The sequence below is a fragment of the Pseudoalteromonas sp. G4 genome, from assembly GCF_028875915.1.
Taxonomy (GTDB): domain Bacteria; phylum Pseudomonadota; class Gammaproteobacteria; order Enterobacterales; family Alteromonadaceae; genus Pseudoalteromonas.
Window position 1 is genome coordinate 1 of the sequence record NZ_JAPEHW010000053.1, and the last position, 20,472, is coordinate 20,472.

The 20,472-nt window shown below is 40.0% G+C and carries 18 protein-coding genes and 1 pseudogene; all 19 read right to left on the bottom strand.

What is annotated here, in order from left to right; translation table 11 throughout:
- Nucleotides 1–952 (bottom strand): rod shape-determining protein (locus ON073_RS14385; protein ID WP_274762566.1); only part of this gene is annotated, 952 nt, incomplete at its 3' end.
- An 83-nt stretch (nt 953–1,035) separates the two neighbouring features.
- Nucleotides 1,036–2,984 (bottom strand): annotated as a pseudogene (locus ON073_RS14390) (SUMF1/EgtB/PvdO family nonheme iron enzyme).
- A 300-nt stretch (nt 2,985–3,284) separates the two neighbouring features.
- Nucleotides 3,285–7,304, bottom strand: coding sequence for a LamG domain-containing protein (locus ON073_RS14395; protein WP_274762567.1), 4,020 nt, complete (start codon nt 7,302–7,304; stop codon nt 3,285–3,287).
- The gene (locus ON073_RS14400; protein ID WP_274762569.1) at nt 7,279–7,722 is read right to left on the bottom strand and encodes an agglutinin biogenesis protein MshP; all 444 of its coding nucleotides are present in this window, start codon (nt 7,720–7,722) and stop codon (nt 7,279–7,281) included. Before ON073_RS14400 ends, ON073_RS14395 begins: the two co-directional genes overlap by 26 nt.
- Before the next feature lie 7 nt (nt 7,723–7,729).
- Nucleotides 7,730–8,554: a prepilin-type N-terminal cleavage/methylation domain-containing protein gene (locus ON073_RS14405; RefSeq protein WP_274762570.1), complete on the bottom strand. Its 825-nt coding sequence runs from the start codon at nt 8,552–8,554 to the stop codon at nt 7,730–7,732.
- Nucleotides 8,554–9,096 (bottom strand): type II secretion system protein, encoded by a 543-nt coding sequence (locus ON073_RS14410; protein WP_274762571.1) that lies wholly within the window; start codon nt 9,094–9,096, stop codon nt 8,554–8,556. Before ON073_RS14410 ends, ON073_RS14405 begins: the two co-directional genes overlap by 1 nt.
- A complete protein-coding gene (locus ON073_RS14415) occupies nt 9,083–9,550 on the bottom strand; it encodes a type II secretion system protein (RefSeq protein WP_274762572.1) in 468 nt (155 codons plus the stop codon). The genes ON073_RS14410 and ON073_RS14415 overlap by 14 nt, the downstream gene beginning before the upstream one ends.
- Nucleotides 9,551–9,560: 10 nt before the next feature.
- Nucleotides 9,561–10,091: a prepilin-type N-terminal cleavage/methylation domain-containing protein gene (locus ON073_RS14420; protein WP_274762573.1), complete on the bottom strand. Its 531-nt coding sequence runs from the start codon at nt 10,089–10,091 to the stop codon at nt 9,561–9,563.
- A gap of 25 nt (nt 10,092–10,116) precedes the next feature.
- On the bottom strand, nt 10,117–10,737 hold the full coding sequence (locus tag ON073_RS14425; protein ID WP_274762574.1) for a prepilin-type N-terminal cleavage/methylation domain-containing protein: 621 nt from the start codon (nt 10,735–10,737) through the stop codon (nt 10,117–10,119).
- 47 nt (nt 10,738–10,784) lie between these two features.
- On the bottom strand, nt 10,785–11,261 hold the full coding sequence (locus ON073_RS14430) for a hypothetical protein (protein ID WP_274762576.1): 477 nt from the start codon (nt 11,259–11,261) through the stop codon (nt 10,785–10,787).
- Nucleotide 11,262: 1 nt separating this feature from the next.
- A complete protein-coding gene (locus ON073_RS14435) occupies nt 11,263–12,489 on the bottom strand; it encodes a type II secretion system F family protein (protein WP_274762577.1) in 1,227 nt (408 codons plus the stop codon).
- Nucleotides 12,490–12,493: 4 nt separating this feature from the next.
- Nucleotides 12,494–14,203, bottom strand: coding sequence for a GspE/PulE family protein (locus ON073_RS14440; RefSeq protein ID WP_274762578.1), 1,710 nt, complete (start codon nt 14,201–14,203; stop codon nt 12,494–12,496).
- Complete coding sequence (locus ON073_RS14445; protein ID WP_274762580.1) at nt 14,193–15,317, bottom strand: tetratricopeptide repeat protein; 1,125 nt, start codon at nt 15,315–15,317, stop codon at nt 14,193–14,195. Before ON073_RS14445 ends, ON073_RS14440 begins: the two co-directional genes overlap by 11 nt.
- Nucleotides 15,314–16,216: an ExeA family protein gene (locus tag ON073_RS14450; protein ID WP_274762581.1), complete on the bottom strand. Its 903-nt coding sequence runs from the start codon at nt 16,214–16,216 to the stop codon at nt 15,314–15,316. The genes ON073_RS14445 and ON073_RS14450 overlap by 4 nt, the downstream gene beginning before the upstream one ends.
- Nucleotides 16,216–17,898: a pilus (MSHA type) biogenesis protein MshL gene (gene mshL / locus ON073_RS14455; protein ID WP_274762582.1), complete on the bottom strand. Its 1,683-nt coding sequence runs from the start codon at nt 17,896–17,898 to the stop codon at nt 16,216–16,218. Before mshL ends, ON073_RS14450 begins: the two co-directional genes overlap by 1 nt.
- A complete protein-coding gene (locus ON073_RS14460) occupies nt 17,882–18,172 on the bottom strand; it encodes an agglutinin biogenesis protein MshK (RefSeq protein WP_274762583.1) in 291 nt (96 codons plus the stop codon). Before ON073_RS14460 ends, mshL begins: the two co-directional genes overlap by 17 nt.
- Before the next feature lie 22 nt (nt 18,173–18,194).
- A complete protein-coding gene (gspM, locus tag ON073_RS14465) occupies nt 18,195–18,878 on the bottom strand; it encodes a type II secretion system protein GspM (protein WP_274762584.1) in 684 nt (227 codons plus the stop codon).
- Nucleotides 18,878–19,474 (bottom strand): PilN domain-containing protein, encoded by a 597-nt coding sequence (locus ON073_RS14470; protein ID WP_274762585.1) that lies wholly within the window; start codon nt 19,472–19,474, stop codon nt 18,878–18,880. Before ON073_RS14470 ends, gspM begins: the two co-directional genes overlap by 1 nt.
- On the bottom strand, nt 19,458–20,399 hold the full coding sequence (locus ON073_RS14475) for a hypothetical protein (RefSeq protein ID WP_274762586.1): 942 nt from the start codon (nt 20,397–20,399) through the stop codon (nt 19,458–19,460). The genes ON073_RS14470 and ON073_RS14475 overlap by 17 nt, the downstream gene beginning before the upstream one ends.
- Nucleotides 20,400–20,472 lie beyond the last annotated feature (73 nt).

Below are 20,472 nucleotides of genomic sequence, written 5' to 3' on the forward strand. Positions count from 1 at the left end.
CTACCACTACTGGAATACCGGTTTCTTCCATAAGCAGACGATCTAAATCTTTTAAAAGTGCGCCACCGCCTGTTAACACCATACCATGCGCAGAAATATCTGATGCAAGCTCTGGTGGTGATTGCTCAAGAGCAACCATAACAGCACTTACAATGCCTTGTAACGGCTCTTGTAACGCTTCTAAAATTTCAGTTGAATTTAGCGTGAATGAACGCGGTACACCTTCAGCAAGGTTACGGCCTCGAACTTCAATTTCTTTTACTTCATCGCCATTAAACGCTGAACCAATCTCGTGTTTAATGCGCTCGGCTGTTGCTTCACCAATTAGACTACCGAAATTGCGACGTACATAGTTGATGATTGCTTCATCAAATTTGTCACCACCAATGCGAACTGATGATGAATAAACAATGCCGTTTAATGAGATGATGGCAACTTCTGTCGTACCACCACCAATATCAACAACCATTGAACCTGTAGCTTCTGATACCGGTAATCCTGCACCAATTGCAGCAGCCATTGGCTCTTCAATTAAGTACACTTCACGAGCTCCTGCACCCATAGCTGATTCACGGATCGCACGTTTTTCGACTTGTGTTGCACCACAAGGCACACATACCAAAACACGCGGGCTAGGACGTAAAAAGTTGTTGTTATGCACTTGCTTGATAAAATGCTGTAACATTTTTTCGGTAACATAAAAGTCAGCTATAACACCGTCTTTCATCGGGCGAATCGCTTTAATGTTACCCGGTGTACGACCAAGCATTTGTTTTGCTTCATGACCTACCGAAGCAACGCTTTTAGGGCCACCTGGCTTATCATGACGAATAGCCACAACTGAAGGTTCATTTAAAACAATACCCTGATCTTTCACATAGATAAGTGTATTGGCAGTTCCGAGATCGATTGATAAATCGTTAGAAAAAAGACCACGTAATTTTTTAAACATGGAACTGGGGTATCCTTGTAACGAAGAGGCTCAGTTTTATTGTTATCGAATAACTAAACGCTCAAATTTAAAATATTAAAAGTCTAGCGCTCACGCACTAGACGAAAACCAATGTAATTAGCACGAAAATCCGTAGCTAAAATTAAACGTGTAGAAGCACGCGCTAATGTTGGCGCAAAGTTCCATGCACCACCGCGAATAGCAACATCCGAACGACCTGCTGTTTTTTGCGTCCACTCCCACACATTACCAACCGTATCGTAAACACCAAAACGGTTAGCACTAAATGAACCTACTGGTGCTGGGCTTTGATTTGACCAATCGCTGCCACACCAACCACAGTTTGCTAAGTTATTACCAATATCATTACCCCATGGATAATCTGTTTTGGTACCTGCTCGCGCTGCGTATTCCCACTCAACTTCTGTTGGTAGGCGATATGAATTACCTGTTTTACCACTTAACCAATCAGCATATGCCTTTGCATCTGAATAAGTTAAGCACACAACAGGAAAATTATCTTTTTGTTCGTAACCTGGGTTTTTCCAATTTAATGACGCTTCCCAAACTGGTTCGCCATTTAAATAATATGCACACCCTTGCCCACTCTCAGCCTCAGTTTGGTAATTGGTATCAGCAACAAATTCGTTGTATTCACCTACCGTCACTTCTTTTTCATGCATGGCATAAGAGTCACTCAGGATTTTTTTAACAACAGGCTGCTCATTAGCAAGTCCATTTCCTGTTAAATCACCCATTTCAAACTCACCAGCAGGGATAACAATCATACCGCTAGTGCTTGCCATAGTTGTTGAACTAATTGCTGTGGTTGTTGGTGTTGAAACTGTGCGAGATTGCTTAATATTTTCTCTGCCAAAAGACTCTTTACGTAAATTAGCACGTAATGTTTGCGAGCGTTTTAAGTCAATTTTACGGGTATAAGTTTGGTAACCTGTTTTACGGATTTCCAGGTCATAACTACCCGCTGGCAGAGATACATCTAAACGTGTTGAGCCATAACTCACACCATTAATAAAAAAGCACGCTCCTTTTTTGGCGTTTTTACTTCCACAGTATCACGATTAGTTACCATGCTTGCCGATGATGGAGTGCTTTTATTATCTTTGAAACGAACCACTGGCTCGTCGTATGTAGCATTCATTACTGGCTGATAGACATTTGGAATCGCCGAGCCATAATCAGAACAAAAGCTATTATCTAAGTTAAGTAAGTTACATAAGCGGCTTGCATTTACTTCACCGCGCATCGTTACACTTAAGTTAGTATTGTAATTACCTTGTCCACTAAAAGAGCTGTTTACAACGTGACTGCTGAGCACTTGAACCTGCGCACCTGACATATTGCGTTTAGGCTCAACCACTCTTTGCTCAGTAATATTGGCAAAAATTTGATCCATAAAGCGTTTAGTCGCTTTTTGTAACCCCTGAGACTGACCACGTTGCTCACAAGCAGCTAAAGTTTCAGTACGTTTACAATTAACTGTATGATTTATTTCTACAGTGCCTTCACGGGTAAATTCATTGCGTAAACGCTCGACACGTGCCGTATTTTTTTGTTGTTTTAAGCTTTCTAAAGTATTTACTAAAGTATGCTTAGAAACTCGAATTGCTTCGATATCTTTACGGTGAGAAGAAATGGCTACTAGCTGTAGATCGATATCATCTTTGTTTTGCTGTAAATCAACAATTGCCTTTTGATAACGCGTTTGCGCCGCGCTGATATCGAGAGTTGGGTCTTCAATCAAACGACGATACAAATCATTCATTGCATCTAATGCTTGATTGCGTTCTTTTTCTAATGAAATTGAACGTGCACGGAGTAATTCCAACTGCTCTTGCAGCTGTTTTTCTTGCTTTAAGTGCTTATCTAAAACACTTGATAATTCTTTGAATTCAGACTGTTTTACATCTATCTCAGCTTGAATACTTGATACTGTATTAGTGTCTTGTCCATGTGCTTGCCAAGTAAATAGGCTAAGCGAGATCACTAATGACAAAGGTGCTAATCGCATATATTTATTCCCAAAACGGCCGATTTTTGGATTTCTTGTTTTCGTTTTTATTGTAAGGGTTAATTACCCCTAATGCTTTATGCTATTTTTTTGTTATGCAAAACACAAGCTTTGTCTTGCCTTTATGGCAAATTTTCAACTAAATAATGAAACAAGCTTAGGTGATATGAGATTCTGAAGAGATTGCAGCAATGAAAAACCTATTTTTATATACTTTAATCATTGCAGCTCAGTAATTAAAGGCGAAATTAGGAACAAAAATTTAATGTTATTCATTAAATAACATTAATTGAAAGTAGCTTAGTTTTCTCGCCAATAAATAACACGATCATTTCCTCTAAAACGGCCAAATTGTAAAACACCACTTGGATTATCATTGGCATCATTATAATTATTATCACCATTCCAGTCGAAACGAAGCCAAGTCTCAGGAGAACTATAGTCGACAGTAAAGGTTCGCGGTAGATTAGGCGCCTTTAATTGAATACCGACATTGCCAGTTGCATAAGTTCCTTTGTTAAATGAACCATCGTGACCATTAACCGTGTCGTGATTATCTTCAATTACCAAGCGACTCTCAAAATACGAACTGCAATTATCATCTCGATTAAGAATAAAGTTGTTACCATCCCAATACTCAACTTTCATTGGTATTTGTAAGTGTTCAAACTCACTGCCATAATTATCACTTACAACATAGCGCCCAAAACGCATTTCAAATGGACCACTAATACGCTTACTATCGAAAATGGTAGTTATGCCACCAGCCAAATTTGCATCTTGATCTAAATCGTTTAACGCTTTGCCATCGGGGTCAGTCAATCTAACTAAAGGAAGTAGTTGTTCCATAGGCGAACTTGGCAAACCACCTGCAGAAAGCGATGCCTCATCTCGATTAAGCACAACATCACCACTATTTACGATAAATTTTCCTTTATCCCAGTTAATTGCAGAAGCAGTTAAACTATAGCGAGCAGCTAACTCAGAAGCCGATTTGTATTTAGCAGCGTCGGGATCATCATTTTCAATCAAGTTATCAATGGTGGCTTTTGCAAAGTTATTTGCTGCTGTTGCACTGTATAAATAGTTGGCAAGCACATTACCAAGTATATCTTGAGCGTGAACTTCATAACTAAAACGCTCAAATGGCTGACCATAATAAGTAAACCCACCGCAACCACTAATAACTAGTGGATTAACCATTGTAAATTGTGCAGGAATAAAGCGACCAACATTGGTTTTACTACCAGAGATAAGGCCACCATCACTATGGTTCAAATAATCACTACTCGATAGATTAGCAAGCAGTTCAATAATCCCTACTTCATTAAATTTAGCATCAGTGAGTGTCGCTACACCCGATACAAAGCCGTTTGTTGGCACTGCATTTGGCGATAATAACCCTTCAATACCTGTTAGTGGTGCTTGTAAGTTATGTGAAAGCGAAACTGTTCCCGTGATCTCCGTACTATTAAAATTCGTTGTGACATCACCATTCGCATTATGCGCTTCAACGCTAAAACTAAAATCTTCGGATGCCATTTTAAATACTGTACTCTCAGCATCGATAGCATTTGGGTTATCTGCCACAACAATATTAAAACGCTGAGGACGTACTACGTAAGCATTTGAAGTATCAATTAAGTTAGCGCCATTTGGCGCTGTTGCAGACACCGATAAACTTATTTCACCGGCATCAAGGTAATTTAACGCTAAATTAGCTTTGTAATTGTTAGCAGGATCAAAATTAACGGTTATAGGAGTATTTGTTGTAACCGGGCTGCTATTAACACTAAATGTCATCGCGGAAGGCGTGTTTGGCCTTAAAAAGTTATTAGTAAAGTTAACAACTTGAGAGCCACTAAAAACATTTTCGCAAGCGCCTGTATCATCACTCTTTTTAACAGCCATTAATTCAGCCGCATAAGGGATACCTGATATTTGATCTTCTATAGTACTTAGTTTAAATCCAGTATCGGCAAATTCGGTATAGCAGTTTGCAAGCGTTACTTCACTGCCCCCAACAAAACACCTTAAATTAGAACTAGGGTTAGAAGCTGCATTGTTTAGAGAATAAAATACTGTGCTGGCTTGGGTATTATTTAAATTAACATTCAAACTACCGTTCACTGTAAACGGATTTGAAGGTAACCAACTTAGGCTGCCACCACCGCTTGTCGCTAACGCTACAGTTGCTGTATTTGGGTAATAGCTACTACACGTATCATCTGCACATACTTCGATTGTCATAGTTTCAGCTTCACAAGTTAAACCGGTGTTATCGTTTAACGTTAATCGATAATGGTCTACGCTCGGCAGGTTGTCGCAGGTTCTAACCGTATTCATATCTGTTTGAATTTCAGATTGTAAAAGCGCTCGCGAATAAATTCTTACTTCATCTAAATGACCTTTGAAATAGCGATCACTACGAACACCGCCACATTGGCTTGATGTATTGGTACCTACATCTACGCCAATAAAGAATTTACAAGGCGAATCTGCTAAGCCATCAGTATAGGTGCGGGAGGCATCTGCTATACCATTAATATACATTCGCTGTGAACCTGACTTATATACAACAGCAACATGTGTCCATTGGTTAAGGGGTATTGCACGCGAACTGGTAAATGAGCGCGCTTGCCGAGCTGCATTTTGCCACCACCAAAAAAGCCGATTGTTTTGATCTAGGTGAAATTCAAAATGTTCATCTTTTGAAACCAAACTGCGCAAGCCACTTCGATTTTCTGTTGGGTAAACCCATGTACTTACCGTCAGCTCTTGATAGTTAAAGTCGCCACTATCATCCACAGAAGCATAATTGGTACCGTCAAATTGCGCGTAATTACAGGTACTTTGATTGCCAATGGTATTAGCAGGTCCTGGAGAGGTAATACCAAAAGTTGGATTTCCTGAAGGCAGTAAATGATGTGGGTCTGTTAAGTTTGCATCGAGAAAATCGTTATCTAGCTGCCACCAACCATTTGCGCCGCAGTAATTATCGCGATCTGCACCATCCCAACCCAAGCCTTGATTTTGATTTTCATAAATTGTTTGAATTTGCGTATCACTAATGGCCTTATCAAAAATCAATAACTCGTCTACAAGCCCTCTAAAACGCTGATTAACATCAAAGCCACCACCCAAACTATCTTGCTCTTGTCCTAGCATTAACCGCGCAATATTAAGTGAACCATTGCTGTGATCAGAAACACACCCAGCTTGCTGACCATTAACATAAAAACAGGAAGTATCGCCGTTGCGTCGCCAAACAAAATGACGACGTATACTGATGCGCGACGCGCGATCTTGCTTGATCCATGGTTCAAATAATTGGCTACTAGGGTGCCACCATATAAGTTCATTAGCATTGTTGTTATTTTGTGCACCAGATACCAGTACTTGACTACCCGTAAAGCTACTTTTAAGCCAAGCTGAAATTGTAAATTCGCGGCCGCTAATTAGGTTTTCATCTAAGTCGATGCGAGCATTAGTTAAGGCATCGTCAAAATTAGCTGCATTACAAATTTTGCCTTCACTTGGTTGCAAATTATATGGTGTAGCATGTGTACCATTGATTGATTCAATCACTTGATTATTAACACCACTTAACCATGAAAATTCATCAAAGCGAAACTCAGCAATAGGGGATGCATCAACTGGTGTATTACCAGCATTACAAATGATATTTAAGGTGGAAGCTGTTGGCGAAACATATGATATTTCCGAACCTCTCAGAAAATCTACGCCATACCCACCAACTAAAGAGCCCTGAATATTAACATTTTTATCGACTGTAATAGCGCCATTGGCATAACCATATAAGTTTATATGTTTAGTTAATGTTAATGCTCCTTCAGCATAGATGATTAAGTCACTAGCACTATGATCCGTAGACCCCCCATTCACTGCAACAGAACCTGTTACATATATACGGGTGGGCCCGGCCAAAGGGAAGTTATTACCGTACAAAGTCACAGAGCCATTTATATAATAATCTCCACTTAACTTTTCAGCATGGCCAATAGTGGTTTTCCAACCGGTAATATCTGGAGCTAAAGTTTGCGTTGGTTCAATATTAGCTTTCAAACATGTCTGATTGTTGCAGCGCGCTGAACTGTCTGTTGAAAGGTTATTTGTATAAATGAGATTATCTTGCTGTCCTGTTATCTCTGTATTCTTTTCCAAAGTAACATATGAATTATTAAATGCTCCTAGAGCAGAAGGAAACACATCTTCACAGGCGGGTAAATTCGCCCAAGCAAGACTGGGTAATAAAGCAATTAAGCAGAAATAACTAATTAAGAGTTTTTGCTTCAACATTAATACTTCTCTGTGTTGTCCATTGACCCGAATCGCAGCTAGCCGTACTCGTAATTCGATAAACCGTAACCAGTGATGAAGCAGTACCTGCGTTAGCATCATTTATGTCATCTACCGAGCGACATGACAACTCAATAAACTGACAATTTTCCATATACTTAGTTGCGTTAAAACTATTTGGCGGCAGCGAGTTATCGCATGGACCTTTAGAGTTATCTAAAGGAAATAGTTTTTGTAGCTTCCATTCAATTCCCGACTGAGCGGTTAAAAATGCTTTGGAGCCATAATATTCCACAGCATTTGACTGAGCACCACCTTCAATCACACGGGTCAAGGCTAAACCAAGTGCCAATAACACTATGGCCACAAATAATGACGTAATCAGTAAACTACCTTGTTGTTTAAACTTCAACTTCATACATCACCTATGGCACATTTGGAATGTGCACTTCATGATTAAAGACCAACGTTTCTGTACTATTAAAACCCATTTCAAGCTTAATATTAACAATAGCATTTCGGGTCAAGCTTGCGTTGTTGAAAGCAAAAACCAACGGGTTGGTTATATATTGTGCTAGTAACTGCCCTTTAACCCCATCGAGTACATGCAACAACGAAGGCGTTGGCTGATTTACTTCAAAATCATAGCCTTGATAATAATATAGACTGCCCCCTTCAACACAAAAGCTCACTGGGCTGTTACTCAGCACAAATAAACGCTGAGTAGGTGATGCCACAGCAAATCCATTATCAAATGACCATCGCTGTGTTTTATTTGCTTCCTCCACAACTGGGTCTGCTGCTAAAAGTCTTACGCGATTATTACTTAAGTCATAAATATCGTTTGGGTTTTGCGGATAAACAGTAACGCGATCATTTTCAAATGCTTTGTCTTCGTTATCAAACGCTACAACAACCAAATCACCCGAGGCACTGGTATCAAGAGGCGGATTATTTACATAAATGCTACTGGCTTTAAAAGGTGTGTATTCTAAACATTGAAAAGGTTGGCCTGCAGTATTTCCGCTAGTTATTCTGATTGAATTAGGTGTAGTTTGGCGCAGCTCCTTACTCATGCGTACTAAAGCAAAACGCGCTTGTGCTACCACTTCATCTCGCTCAGTTCCTGTGGCATATATTTCTGCACCAAATTTTATAAATTGCATTGTGCTTAAACTTACAATGCCAATCAGCACAATGACGATTATCAGTTCAACAAGGGTAAAACCATTTTTTACTAAGCGTGACACTAGTAATTCCCCTTGTAGGCTGAAAATCCATAAATATCACCAGTTGGTGCAACTACTTCAATAGTAATCAGTTTTAGTTTATTAAATTCCCCCGAAGTGTCGGCAACACCATTTGCATCATCATCATAAACAACACTAACGGTCAGGGTAAATCCGGGGTAATCCGTTTGAATACTTTGGCCCAGACTGTTTTTTAAATCAGCAGTTGCGTAATTACCAATAAAGTCGTCGACATCATTAAATCCGTCTCGGGTTTCACCGTCATTACCTAGACTTGACGGTGCTGTACAACTACTAAAACCTACTTCACCACAACGAATAAAGGGCGGACTTCGCCTTGAATTTTCATCAAAGGAACGTCCTAAAATTTCATTCATCATGGCTTGCCCCAATTCATTTGCTTTAACTTGAATCACAGGGTCGGCACTTTGCCTAGCTTGAGGTACTAAAAGGCCTGTTACAATCGTAAGCACAATGGCCATCAAAACAATGCCAAAAATTACCTCAACTAAGGTAAAACCTTTTAACTTATTGGCAGGCATAAATACCGCCTTGCGCTGATATGCATATATCTGCATCACCAAAATCGATTTTGCAATTTGAGACGCAATTTAAGTTTGGTCTACCAAAATCATCAAATTCTATTTCATTAAAAGACACATTGTTTGAATCAGTTGCTTTGATTCTAGTTGCCGTGCTGTTGGTAGGAATATTAACAACCAAGTAATCAAAATTTAGAGCTAAATTAGCGCAGTTGTTTGTTAAAGCAGGGGCTATTTGACTGTTGTTAATACACACTTTATGGGCCATGGTGTTACTTGTATTTTGCATGGCTCTTAATTGCATGGTGCGCAAAATGGTGAGGCTTCTATCGCGGAACTCAAAGCTATCAAAGCTCTCATTTGTAAAAAAATTAGGCACCACGGTTACAGCCAAGGTGCCTAAAATTACCAAGGTTATAATTAGCTCTACAAGACTAAAACCTTGTTGTTTCATTTAAAACTTATTAACAATCGTTCGCAAACACTGCTGTTTGTGAAGCTGTATAGACAACATTTGGCGCTGTGCCAGTTGCACTCGCCTCAGTGTATTTTACGCCACAAATAGCCGTATCATTTGAACCTGTCGGTACAGTTGTACCATTTGCATAAATATACATAACACCTGCCGAAGGAATGACATAAGTAAAGTCACCTAAAGGATCAGCTGTTGCCAAAGTAGCATTGATATCAATTGCTCGTAAAAGCCCGTCAGCAGCGGCTGTTGGGTAACCATAATTTAAGCCAATTGTTTGACCATTATCACCAACAATTGTTGGAGTATCTGTTTTAGCTGTTTTTTGCTTACCTGCGATAACTGCTTTACCGTAAACAATCGACGAACCACTATCAATTGCACCTGCAACACCTTGAATGGTTGATGCATTCGCATCACCTTGTAAGTCTAGGAATTTCGGTGCAGCTGTTACCGCTAAAATACCCAAAATTACAATTACAATTATTAATTCTACTAATGTAAAACCTGTTTGCTTTTTCATTTGAATTACCTCTTAAAAACCTAAATTAGTTACCAAAAACCAGTACTTGACCAGTTGCTGGAGTGTATTCAATACCACGTAAGTTTGTATCTGCAGGGCTGTTTGCCGCTGGAGGAGAATTGATGTCTAGCGCGCTTACTAAATAATAAAGACAAACGCCACCATTACCATTGGCTGCACCATCAGCATCGTGTCTTACAAAATAAGTATTTTGCTCAAGCTCCGCGACTGTTGCCACAACTGTGTTAGATGGTGCACTTTGTAACACTGAATTAAAAACGCCTTGGCATTTCAGTGCTGTTAAGGCTGTTGATTCTGTCGAACCAGCTATTTCATTACCCGCAGCGTCCACACCTGATGTTGGGTAGCCTACATCTGGGTCAATACCAACACGCGTTGTATCATAATCAATAAAGTTGATAGCAGTATTATTGTCAGGGCGACCTAACACTTCCCATTGACCGCGAACTAGGCCAACTGCTGCGGCTAAACCACCAGCCACACCTTCAACAGTTGAACGTTCGGCTTCTTCCTGAATATCAATAAAGCGAGGTAATGCTGTTACCGCCAATAATCCTAAGATTATTACTACAATAATCAGCTCGATTAATGTAAATCCTTTTTGTTTTAATAGACTTTTTTTCATATTTTGCCTCGACAACGATTTAGTACCTATAGTGACTATACCACCATTTAAGTATTACTCACTATGCCATTTAAGAACAGGTACTTAAATAATATTTTTGAATTTTTAACGTATTTACAGCCAATTACTTGACCATGATCTAATATTTCTTCACTACTCACTTCAGAAAGTGTTATTGATTGTAAGTTTTCAAACAAACCATCACATTGTGAATTTTGCGTTGATAATATTTTTGTCACAAATCCATTTTCATTAACAAGCGCTTTTAACTCACCCACACTTGCAAGATCCGATTGCCCAACCAATTTAATAAACACCTCTGGATGTTTATCTCGCATCCATTGGTGGCGAATATGCGACACACTCGTAACAAAGTCATCTTTAGATTTCTGTTCAGCGACTTTCTCTACATCACTATATATCGCAAGCATTTTTCCTGCCAACACCCAATAAAGTAGACTAAAAATAACAAAAACGACCAAAAATCGATAAACACCTAAGCTATTATTGTTCATCTCGCTCACTTTAGCGCCCTTTAATCGCAGACATCATGTCCCACATAGGTGTAAAAATACCAAGCGCAAGTACCAGCACCATACCGGCAACTACACTTATTAAAATTGGTTCTATTTTGGCGGTTAAACTTTTTAAATCGAAATCTACTTCGCGCTCATAAAACTCTGCGGCTTCTTGCAGTAACTCTTCAACTCGACCTGTTTCTTCACCTACAGCAACCATTTGTAAAACCAATTGCGTAAATAGCTCACTATTCTTTGATGCGCGCAGCAAACTTTCACCTTTTTCAATGCGACGACGCATATCAATTACCTTCTCTTCCATAAAGGCGTTATCAATCGCTTCTGCAACAAGTGAAAGCCCTGTAGTCATTGGAACACCAGCGCGCAAAATCATGGCAAATGAGCGGCTATAGCGCGCAAGTAAAGAGCGCTCAATAATGCCACCCACAATCGGAATCTTCAGTTTAATTCTGTCCCACTTACGCCTGCCAATAGGTGTTTTAAGATAACTTTTAACGCCAAATATCGTTGCGATAATAGTGAAAATAATTACGTGCCAATAGGTTACAAAGAAGTTTGATGTGCCAATCAAAATCTGCGTCATCAGTGGCAGTTCAGCATTAAACTTGGCAAACATTTCGGCAAATGTCGGAATTACAAAAATGTTCAGAATAAACATAGCTACCGCTAACGCGATTACAACAAAGGTTGGATAACGCATCGCAGCTTTAATACGCTTTCGGGTCTCGTGTTCTTGTTCAAAATAAGTCGCTAATTGCAAAAACGCATCTTCTAGCTTACCAGTGCTTTCGCCTACCACCACGATGGAGATCATTAAGCGATTGAACACCTTTTTATGACTTGCGAAAGCCGCAGAAAGGTTACGGCCTTGTTCAAGTTGTTTAGCTACATCAAGTAAGGTTTCACGAAAAACTGGGTGCGTTGTTGTTTCGGCTAATCCAACAATGGCACGAATAATTGGGATACCCGCTTTCATCAACGAGTACATTTGGCGAGAGAATATAATCAGCTCATCTAATGTCACTTTCGGTTGAAAAAATTGAATTACCGCCGATTTACTACTTTCTTTGTCATTATTACTTTGTTTAATAGAGAGCGGTATTAAGCCGCGACGCAGCAAAGTATCTGCTGCTGCATTTTCATCTTGCGCTTCAAGCTCACCGGCAACTGAGTTGCCGTGTTTATCTTTCGCTTGGTAGGCAAAAAATGACATAGCGTTAACCTACTAACTCAGGCAAACTTTCAGCAACACGGAATACCTCTTCAAGTGAAGTAATACCTTGGGTTGCATAATCAAGTGCCATTACCGCAAGCGGTTCAAATTCAGGATTTGCTTTAGCAGCCTCAGAAAACGCTTGCGTATCAGCTAAACGCAATGCATCCATCATTGCTTCATTCATTTCAAGCAATTCAAATACACCTATACGACCACGGTAACCTGTGTGATTACAACTATTACACCCTCTACCCAGCACAAACTTAGCGCCATTAAAGTTTGTACTAATATGATTTACCCAAGCATTCTCTTGCGCATCTGGCGTATAGTCTTCAGCACATTTGTCACACACCCTTCTGACAAGACGCTGTGCCAAAATTGCACGCAGTGAGCTGGCAACCAAATAACTCGGTGCCCCCATGTCAATTAAGCGCATTGCACTGGTAATTGCATCATTTGTATGCAATGTAGAAAGCACTAAGTGACCTGTTAACGCACCTCGCAGGCCAATTTCGACCGTTTCTTGATCACGCATCTCACCCACCATCAAGATATCAGGATCTTGGCGAAGTGTAGTACGGAGAACTGACGCAAAATCGAGTCCAATTTTGCTATTAACTTGTACTTGGTTGATTCGCGGCAAGCGATATTCCACCGGATCTTCAACGGTAATAATTTTTTTGCTGGATTGATTTAGTTCACTTAATGCGCCGTAAAGTGTGGTGGTTTTACCCGAACCTGTAGGCCCTGTAACTAAGATCATGCCGTGGGGGCGCTTCAGCGCAGTACGCATTTTGCTAAGCACTTTTGCTGGCATACCGGTTTCATCAAGCGTTAATAAACCAGCAGATTGATCCAATAAACGCATTACCACTGATTCACCATGCTGCACAGGCATGGTTGAAACACGCACATCAATGTTGTGACCTTTGATCGTGATATTAAAGCGACCATCTTGCGGTAAACGTTTTTCAGAAATATCTAGGCCAGACATCAACTTAAGACGCAATACTAACGCCGCTGAAATCGCCACTTGATCGAGTGTATTTTCATGTAAAATACCATCAATCCGCTGGCGTATACGTAATATGCCTTCATCAGGTTCGATATGAATATCCGAAGCGCGCATTTGCACAGCATCTTCAAAAATTGACTGCAGTAATTTTACAACGGTTGCATCCGATGTATTTTCATCAAGGGCATTAAGATCAAACTCTTCAGTTTCTTGATACTCTTCTTGCAGTTGCGAAGCAAAGCTTTCAATGTCTTGTGTTCGGCGATATAACGAATCGAATGCATTGAGTATTTGCTGCTCTTGCGCTACAACAATTTCAATCTGTTTAGGAGCAACAATTGGCGCTAACTGATCAAGGCTAGAAAGATCAGCAGGATCACTCATTGCAATTTGAATCGATTCACCTAAATCAGCTAATGCTAGTGCACGAAAGCGACGAGCGTAAACTTCAGGAATTAACTTAACTACATTTGGGTCGATAGTTTCATTATCTAAGTTAACAAAGGCAACATTGAGCTGTTGTGCTAAAAATCGCAGTAATTGGGTTTCTTCAATAACCCCTTGCTCAATTAAAGTTGCACCTAACTTACGGCCGGTGAGCTTTTGCGCCTGCAATGCATCGTTAAGTTGTTGTTCTGAGATGATATGTTCATGAACTAACAAATCACCTAATCGCATTTTTAATCTAGGACGCATTTAGCCGACCTCTTATAAACTGTAAACGCTCAACTGCATAGCGTTGAGATGCGGGAGATAAATTGCCGATTTGCGTCGCAGTAGTGTAATACTGCATTGCATTTTGCCATTGTTCTAAATGTTCAGCTGAGCGACCCATTGCCAACCACCATTTTCCTTGCTCGGGCTCTGCAGAAGTTAACTTTTTAAAACTACGAAGTGCCACAGCATGCTGAGACAATTGTTGCGCCGCCAACCCTTTGAGAATCCAAAAGTCATTATCAGCTTGGCTTTCAAATTGCTGTGATAACACACTTAGCACTTCTTGATACTGTTTATTGTCCGCATAGATTTTTGCCAATAATGTCCGCCATTCCATGCTGCTTGGTCGTAAGCTTAATCCTTGCTCTAATATTTCACTGGCTGAAACTGTGTCTTTTCGTCCGTAATAGGCTGCAGCAAGCAAACTACGGCACTCAAGGTGCTCTGCGTAAATGGCAACACACTGCTTTAACTCGACAATAGCCTCACTGACCAAACCAAAAGTGAATGCTTTCTTTCCAGCTTGAAAATGTTCGTTTGCTTTTTGTTCAGCTGTGACTTGCGCAATTTGTTTCATTGATGACTTTGCAGGCTCAGTTGATACAGTAACTTCAGCTTGCTTTACAACTGGATTATTTGACTGAGCAGACTTTTCAATTTTTTTGCTAACAGGCTCTTCGCTTAATTTTTCTTTGGTGGCCTCTGAATTTACAGGTTTTTCATGCGCCTTAGAAGTTGTATATACAATATCATTTGCGATGTTATTTTCACTGCGTTGTAATTCTTTGTGAGCTTCAGTTGGTAAGCTTTTGACAAATTCTTTACTGTTAGTGGCGATTTCACTTGCTGGAGCAAGACTTGTTTGGCTTTGCGCTTGAACTACAAAGTAATCTTGTATAATTCCTTTTTTATAAATGACATAACTAATTAAACACAACGCAGTTAATGCAAGCAGTGGCAGTGCCAGTTTATGCAGCTTTTCACTAATATCTAAAATGGGTGTTACTGCTACTGTTGGCTCTCGCTCTGCTGTGGTGTCTAAATTTGATTGGCGTTGCTCTAACCCTTTGAGCGTTTTATTTAATACACTCATAGTTGTTCCTTAACAATTAACCACGCTGCTCCACCAATAATTAAAAGCAAAGCTAAATAAGCGGGCCAAATACTAGAACGAGATAACTGACAATCTTCAGTGTCTTTTGCAGCATTATAAACATAGGCTTTTTTGGCTTTTAAAGTGCCTTCACCATAGCCCTGGATCAGCACTTTATGGCTCAGCAAATTAACCAAACGAGGAATACCACGGCTGGCTTTGGCAATTAGCAGGCATATTTTATTAGAAAATATCATTGATGCATGAGCTGCACCGGCAACTTCCAAACGATGGCGAATGTAGTAAGCAACTTCCGCATTAGTCATTGGTCGCAAAGTATATGAAAAGCTTATGCGTTGCCTTAATTGACGTACCTTTTGATTTGCCAAGCGCGCATCAAGTTCTGGCTGACCAAACAACACTACTTGCACCAATTTTCGGGTTTCGGTTTCAAGGTTAGTAAATAGCCTCACCGCTTCTAATGCATCCCAACTTAAGCATTGAGCTTCATCAATTATCAATACAACGCGTTTACCCAAATGATTCAGTTCGAGTAATTTATCTTGAATTTTTTGGCTAAGTGATTGCTGGTCGAGATCATTCGCGACATCAATTTGTAACTCATTCGCAATAGCGTAACGCAGTTCATCTGGGCTTAAATACGAATTCGCAATGTATGCAACAATCGTTGAATCATCAAAGCTGTTCAGCAACTTACGACACAGTAAGGTTTTACCAGTACCCACCTCGCCGGTCACTTTGATAAAACCTTCACCCATATTTAGTGCAGTAATTAGCACTTCCATGGCTTCATTATGCGGTGCAAGCGCACAATAAAACTGCGTATTCGGTGTTAACGAAAACGGTAACTCAGTTAAGCCAAAGTGCGACAAATACATTATTTACCGTACCATGAGTTCAATAACTTTAGGCTGCGCTGTTGTTGTTGCTGCCAGGTATCGGCCATGACAACCGTTGGGCGAATTAAAATAACTAACTCTTTTTTACTCTGTACACGACGAACGCTCTTAAATAAATTACCAAGTACCGGCACATCGCCCAATAACGGTGTTTTTGATTCTTGATCTGTGGTTAAGGTTTGCATTAAGCCACCAATAATCACAATTTCACCACTCCCTGCACGGATCACCGTATCCGATTCGCGAATATTACTTTGCGCCAGTGGCAATACATAATCTTGGTTATTTAGCGTTACAACTTTGTTTTGTTCTTCGGTTTCCGTCACCGATGGGTGAACATGTAATATTACCGAGCCAAATTCATCAATTTGCGGTGTAACATCTAATGCAATACCAGAGAAGAAAGGCGTTAACTCAATCTCTGGCGAAGTCGTTGTCGCATTACCGGTAACAGTCGTGCTCGATACTTCTGTCACAAAATACTCATCTTCACCCACTTTAATCACCGCTTTTTGGTTATTTGTGGCGGTAACTCGAGGGTTAGATAACATTTGCACATCACCTTGCGTTTCAAGCAAACTGATTACACCACTGAAGTCCGCATTTTTGAAAACCAAATTGGTAATGCCACCAAGCTGAGACGATAACGTATTGCCAATTTGGCCTGCAGCAGTGGTTGAAAACGTTAAATCTGTACTGCCAATATGGCCAAGCACTTCGCTCCAATTAACCCCTTGTTGGTATTCGTCATTAAGGGTTACTTCAATGATTTTAGCTTCAAGAATAACTTGTCTTTGTAAGCTATCTTCACTTGCTTTTAAAAACTCTTTTAGCGATGCAATTTCACTAGGTAACGCATTCACAGTAACAAGGCTCGCTTGAGGACTAACAATAATAAAACGACCATTTCCCGCGCCGATCAATGACTCAAGAGCAACTTTTAAGTCTTTCCAAAAGTCTGTTTCGCTACTGGTTTGAATGCTGGCACCATTAATTTGCATATTTGAGCTGCCACCAAACGAGTTGCCGGCGCCCATATTTTGGTTGTTACCGCCGAAATTATTGCCACCTGAATTACCACTATTTCCAGAGCCTCCACCTTGATCAAATTGGCTAACCCCACCAGCTACCACACTCACCGTTGAAAGACCACTGCGCTTCATCATCAAGTAATTTACAGGGATAGATTCAGTGCGCATTTTGGCAGGTAGCACTTGCACTACTTTGCCTTCACGGAAAACATCAATGCCATACAAGCGCGATACAATTTTGGTCACTTCATCCATGGTGACATCTTTCAGCGTCAATGAAATTTCACCAGAGACTTCTGGGTGAAGTGCAACGCTGTAAGGCGTGTCAGCGACTAAACCAACAAAAAATTCGTTTACCGACACTTTATTTGCATTTACATCAAAACGCGTCATTTCGAATTCTTTTGGCAGTGAGAGGTTAGTGCCAACTGATGACAATAATTCCTCTTCAAAACCTTCAGGTACAGCAGCTTGTTCTACAGGCGGGTTTGCTGATGGCGTATTAGCCTCAGCATTTAATTCTTGTTGAATGTGCGGTTTTAACGCCGGCTCTGAAGTTAACTCACAGCCAGAAAGCACCAATGCTGAAACTGCCAGCCAACTTTTTAATAGATTATTGTTTAATTTCATGCTGATAAAGTCTCAAAATTTTTGTCACTTGCCCTTGTTCAAGCGTTATCGAATTTGGCGTTATTTTTTTCACTCTATAACCTTGAACTAAATCACCTAGTTTTACCATTTCACCTGAAACAACAGCGAGATAACCAGACTCTTTAATAAAAACAGACTGTAATGTCAGTTGTTGCTTTGCTGTTTCACTATTTGATTGTGCGACTTTACTTTCAATCGCAATTTTTGGTCGCGTAGGGTCTTGCAAGTTTTGCGCTGATGTTGCACAGCTCAAAATAAGCCCTATTAAAACAATGTTATAACGCAATAAATTTATCATTCGCACTTACAGTAGCAATAGTTAATGTTAACTTACCCGTAGGATATTCATCTACGCGGTAATCAAACTCTTGGATAAACAACTTTTCTTCGATTTGCTGCATTTGCTTTAAATAACTCAACAAAGAGAAGTAACTACCTTCAATCTGTAGTTGCATAGTATGCTGATAAAAAGCTATCTCCTGCTTCACAGGTGCAGCATCTGAAGGTTCTTCATTTGTTGAAGGTGAATTTACATAAATCGCCTTAACTGGGTTTATTTTAAATAACGACAGTGATAATTCCTTGTGTTTGCGCAATAACTGCTGCAAAACTGTGGCCATTTTTTCAGGTGATATGTAACTTAAACTAAATTCCGCTAAATTCTCATTTATTAACGTCATTTGCTCTTCAATTGCTTTTTCTTGGGCAACTAAATCTGCGGTATAGTCTCGCGTTAAAGCATCATTTATCATCGCTAGTTGCTTGCGCGTATTGGCTTCTTGACGCGTTAGGTTAGTAATACGAGTTTGATTATTGCTATAGCTCGTTTGTAAAGGTGAAATCACAAACCAAATGGTTAAGTAACCAATCAAAAATAAGCCTACAGCAAAAATAAGTAGCTTTTCACGTTGCGCCATAGCGCTAAATTTTTCGGTCCACTGCTGCCAATTTTCTTTCATTATTGACCTCCTGAACCATTTAACTTAGTGGCAACCTGAAATTCGACACCTTCTTTTTGCTTTTCAAATTCCAGCAATGAAAAGGCTTTGGCGCTAAAATAATCAGTATCTTTCAAACCATTTAACCATTCAGGTATGGCTGAACCATGCGTTGCTGCACCAACAAGCGTTATCTCGTCACCAACAAACTTAAATTCTTTAAGCCATACTTCTCGATGCGTATGACCTGCAAGGTCAGTCATCACTTGCGCGTAATCGAACTTGGCTTGTGCTGTTTTAGTTAGCATAAAATCTAACAAGCGCTGTTTTTCTTGAATTTCTTCTTTCTTCTTTTCAATGCGGCGCAATAATGGCGATTTATCTTGTTTACGCTCAAGCGCTTGCTGTGCTTGAGTGAGCTGATTTTTACCTTGATCTAACTGTGATTGTAATACCAGCACTCGTTCTTTACTGGCTTGGTTCAAATGACCAAAAGTCCCAACAACAATGACTAGCACTACAATCAATGCAGCCCAGCAAATAGCCACATTAGTGAGTGTTAAAAATTCACGTTTAGGTTTAAGCTCTTCAAGGTATAAATTAATGCGCGTTTTCATTGTCACCTCGCGTGTCTAACGAAAGGGCTGCAGCAATTGCAAATTGCATTTCAGCACTTTGTTGCTGACATAATGACAAAGCAGGTTCAAATGGCAGTACACGTGCCGGAAAAAACTGACTTAGCTCTTGCGCTATGCCGTGCAATTCTAAATTTGGAATTGCCAATTGTAAGCTTTTAATTGGTGGCTGCTTGAGCTGACTTTCAAAGTAATCAAGCGAACGCTGTAGTTCTAAACCAAATGCATCGAGCAAGCCTAGCTTTAATTGAGCAAGCGGCTGTTGAGCGAGTGCCATTAATCCTCGTAATTTACGTGACAACAGCAAATCCCCATTACGAATGATGTGTAAGCTCGGTTCAGAGCCAAATTGCTGCGACACCAACATATGTGCACCATCATCTTTTGCAACCATATCGCACAATATCATTTCAGCGGTGGTAACAGTTTTAAGCTCTGCATCACCATCATGGATAATGTTTAACACTGGCTGAAATAATGTACGACTTGTTACGACAACATTGATTTTCTCCAAACCTCCTTGCTTTAAAGATGCATCGTAATAATCTGCAATGATATCTGCAGGCTCTAAACTCACTAACTCTTTAATCGTCCAAGGTAATGACGTAATGATCTCTTGTTGAGACAGGTTTGGTTTTTCAATTTGCACCCATTGGTAAGCATTCTCGGGCATAACTAAGCATAGCGAGCTTTCAGAGGGCAGCTTTGCAATCACGCTAGTAAGTGCAGGTAACTTTTCAGTTTCTTGTTGGAATGGTTCAACAAAACTCGCGTTAATTTCCCACTCATCATCGACACGATGCAAAACAACAGCCACAACTTTGTCGCTCGCAATGTATATACCAGCTAAAAGCGAGCCACTATTTTTACTATTTATCCAAGGGATCCGTGCCAATAAACTTTTCATATTTGTTATTATTTAATATGTTAACTGTCTAACGCGCTAATGTTCTTAGTGTAGCAAGCAAACCAACCTAAGC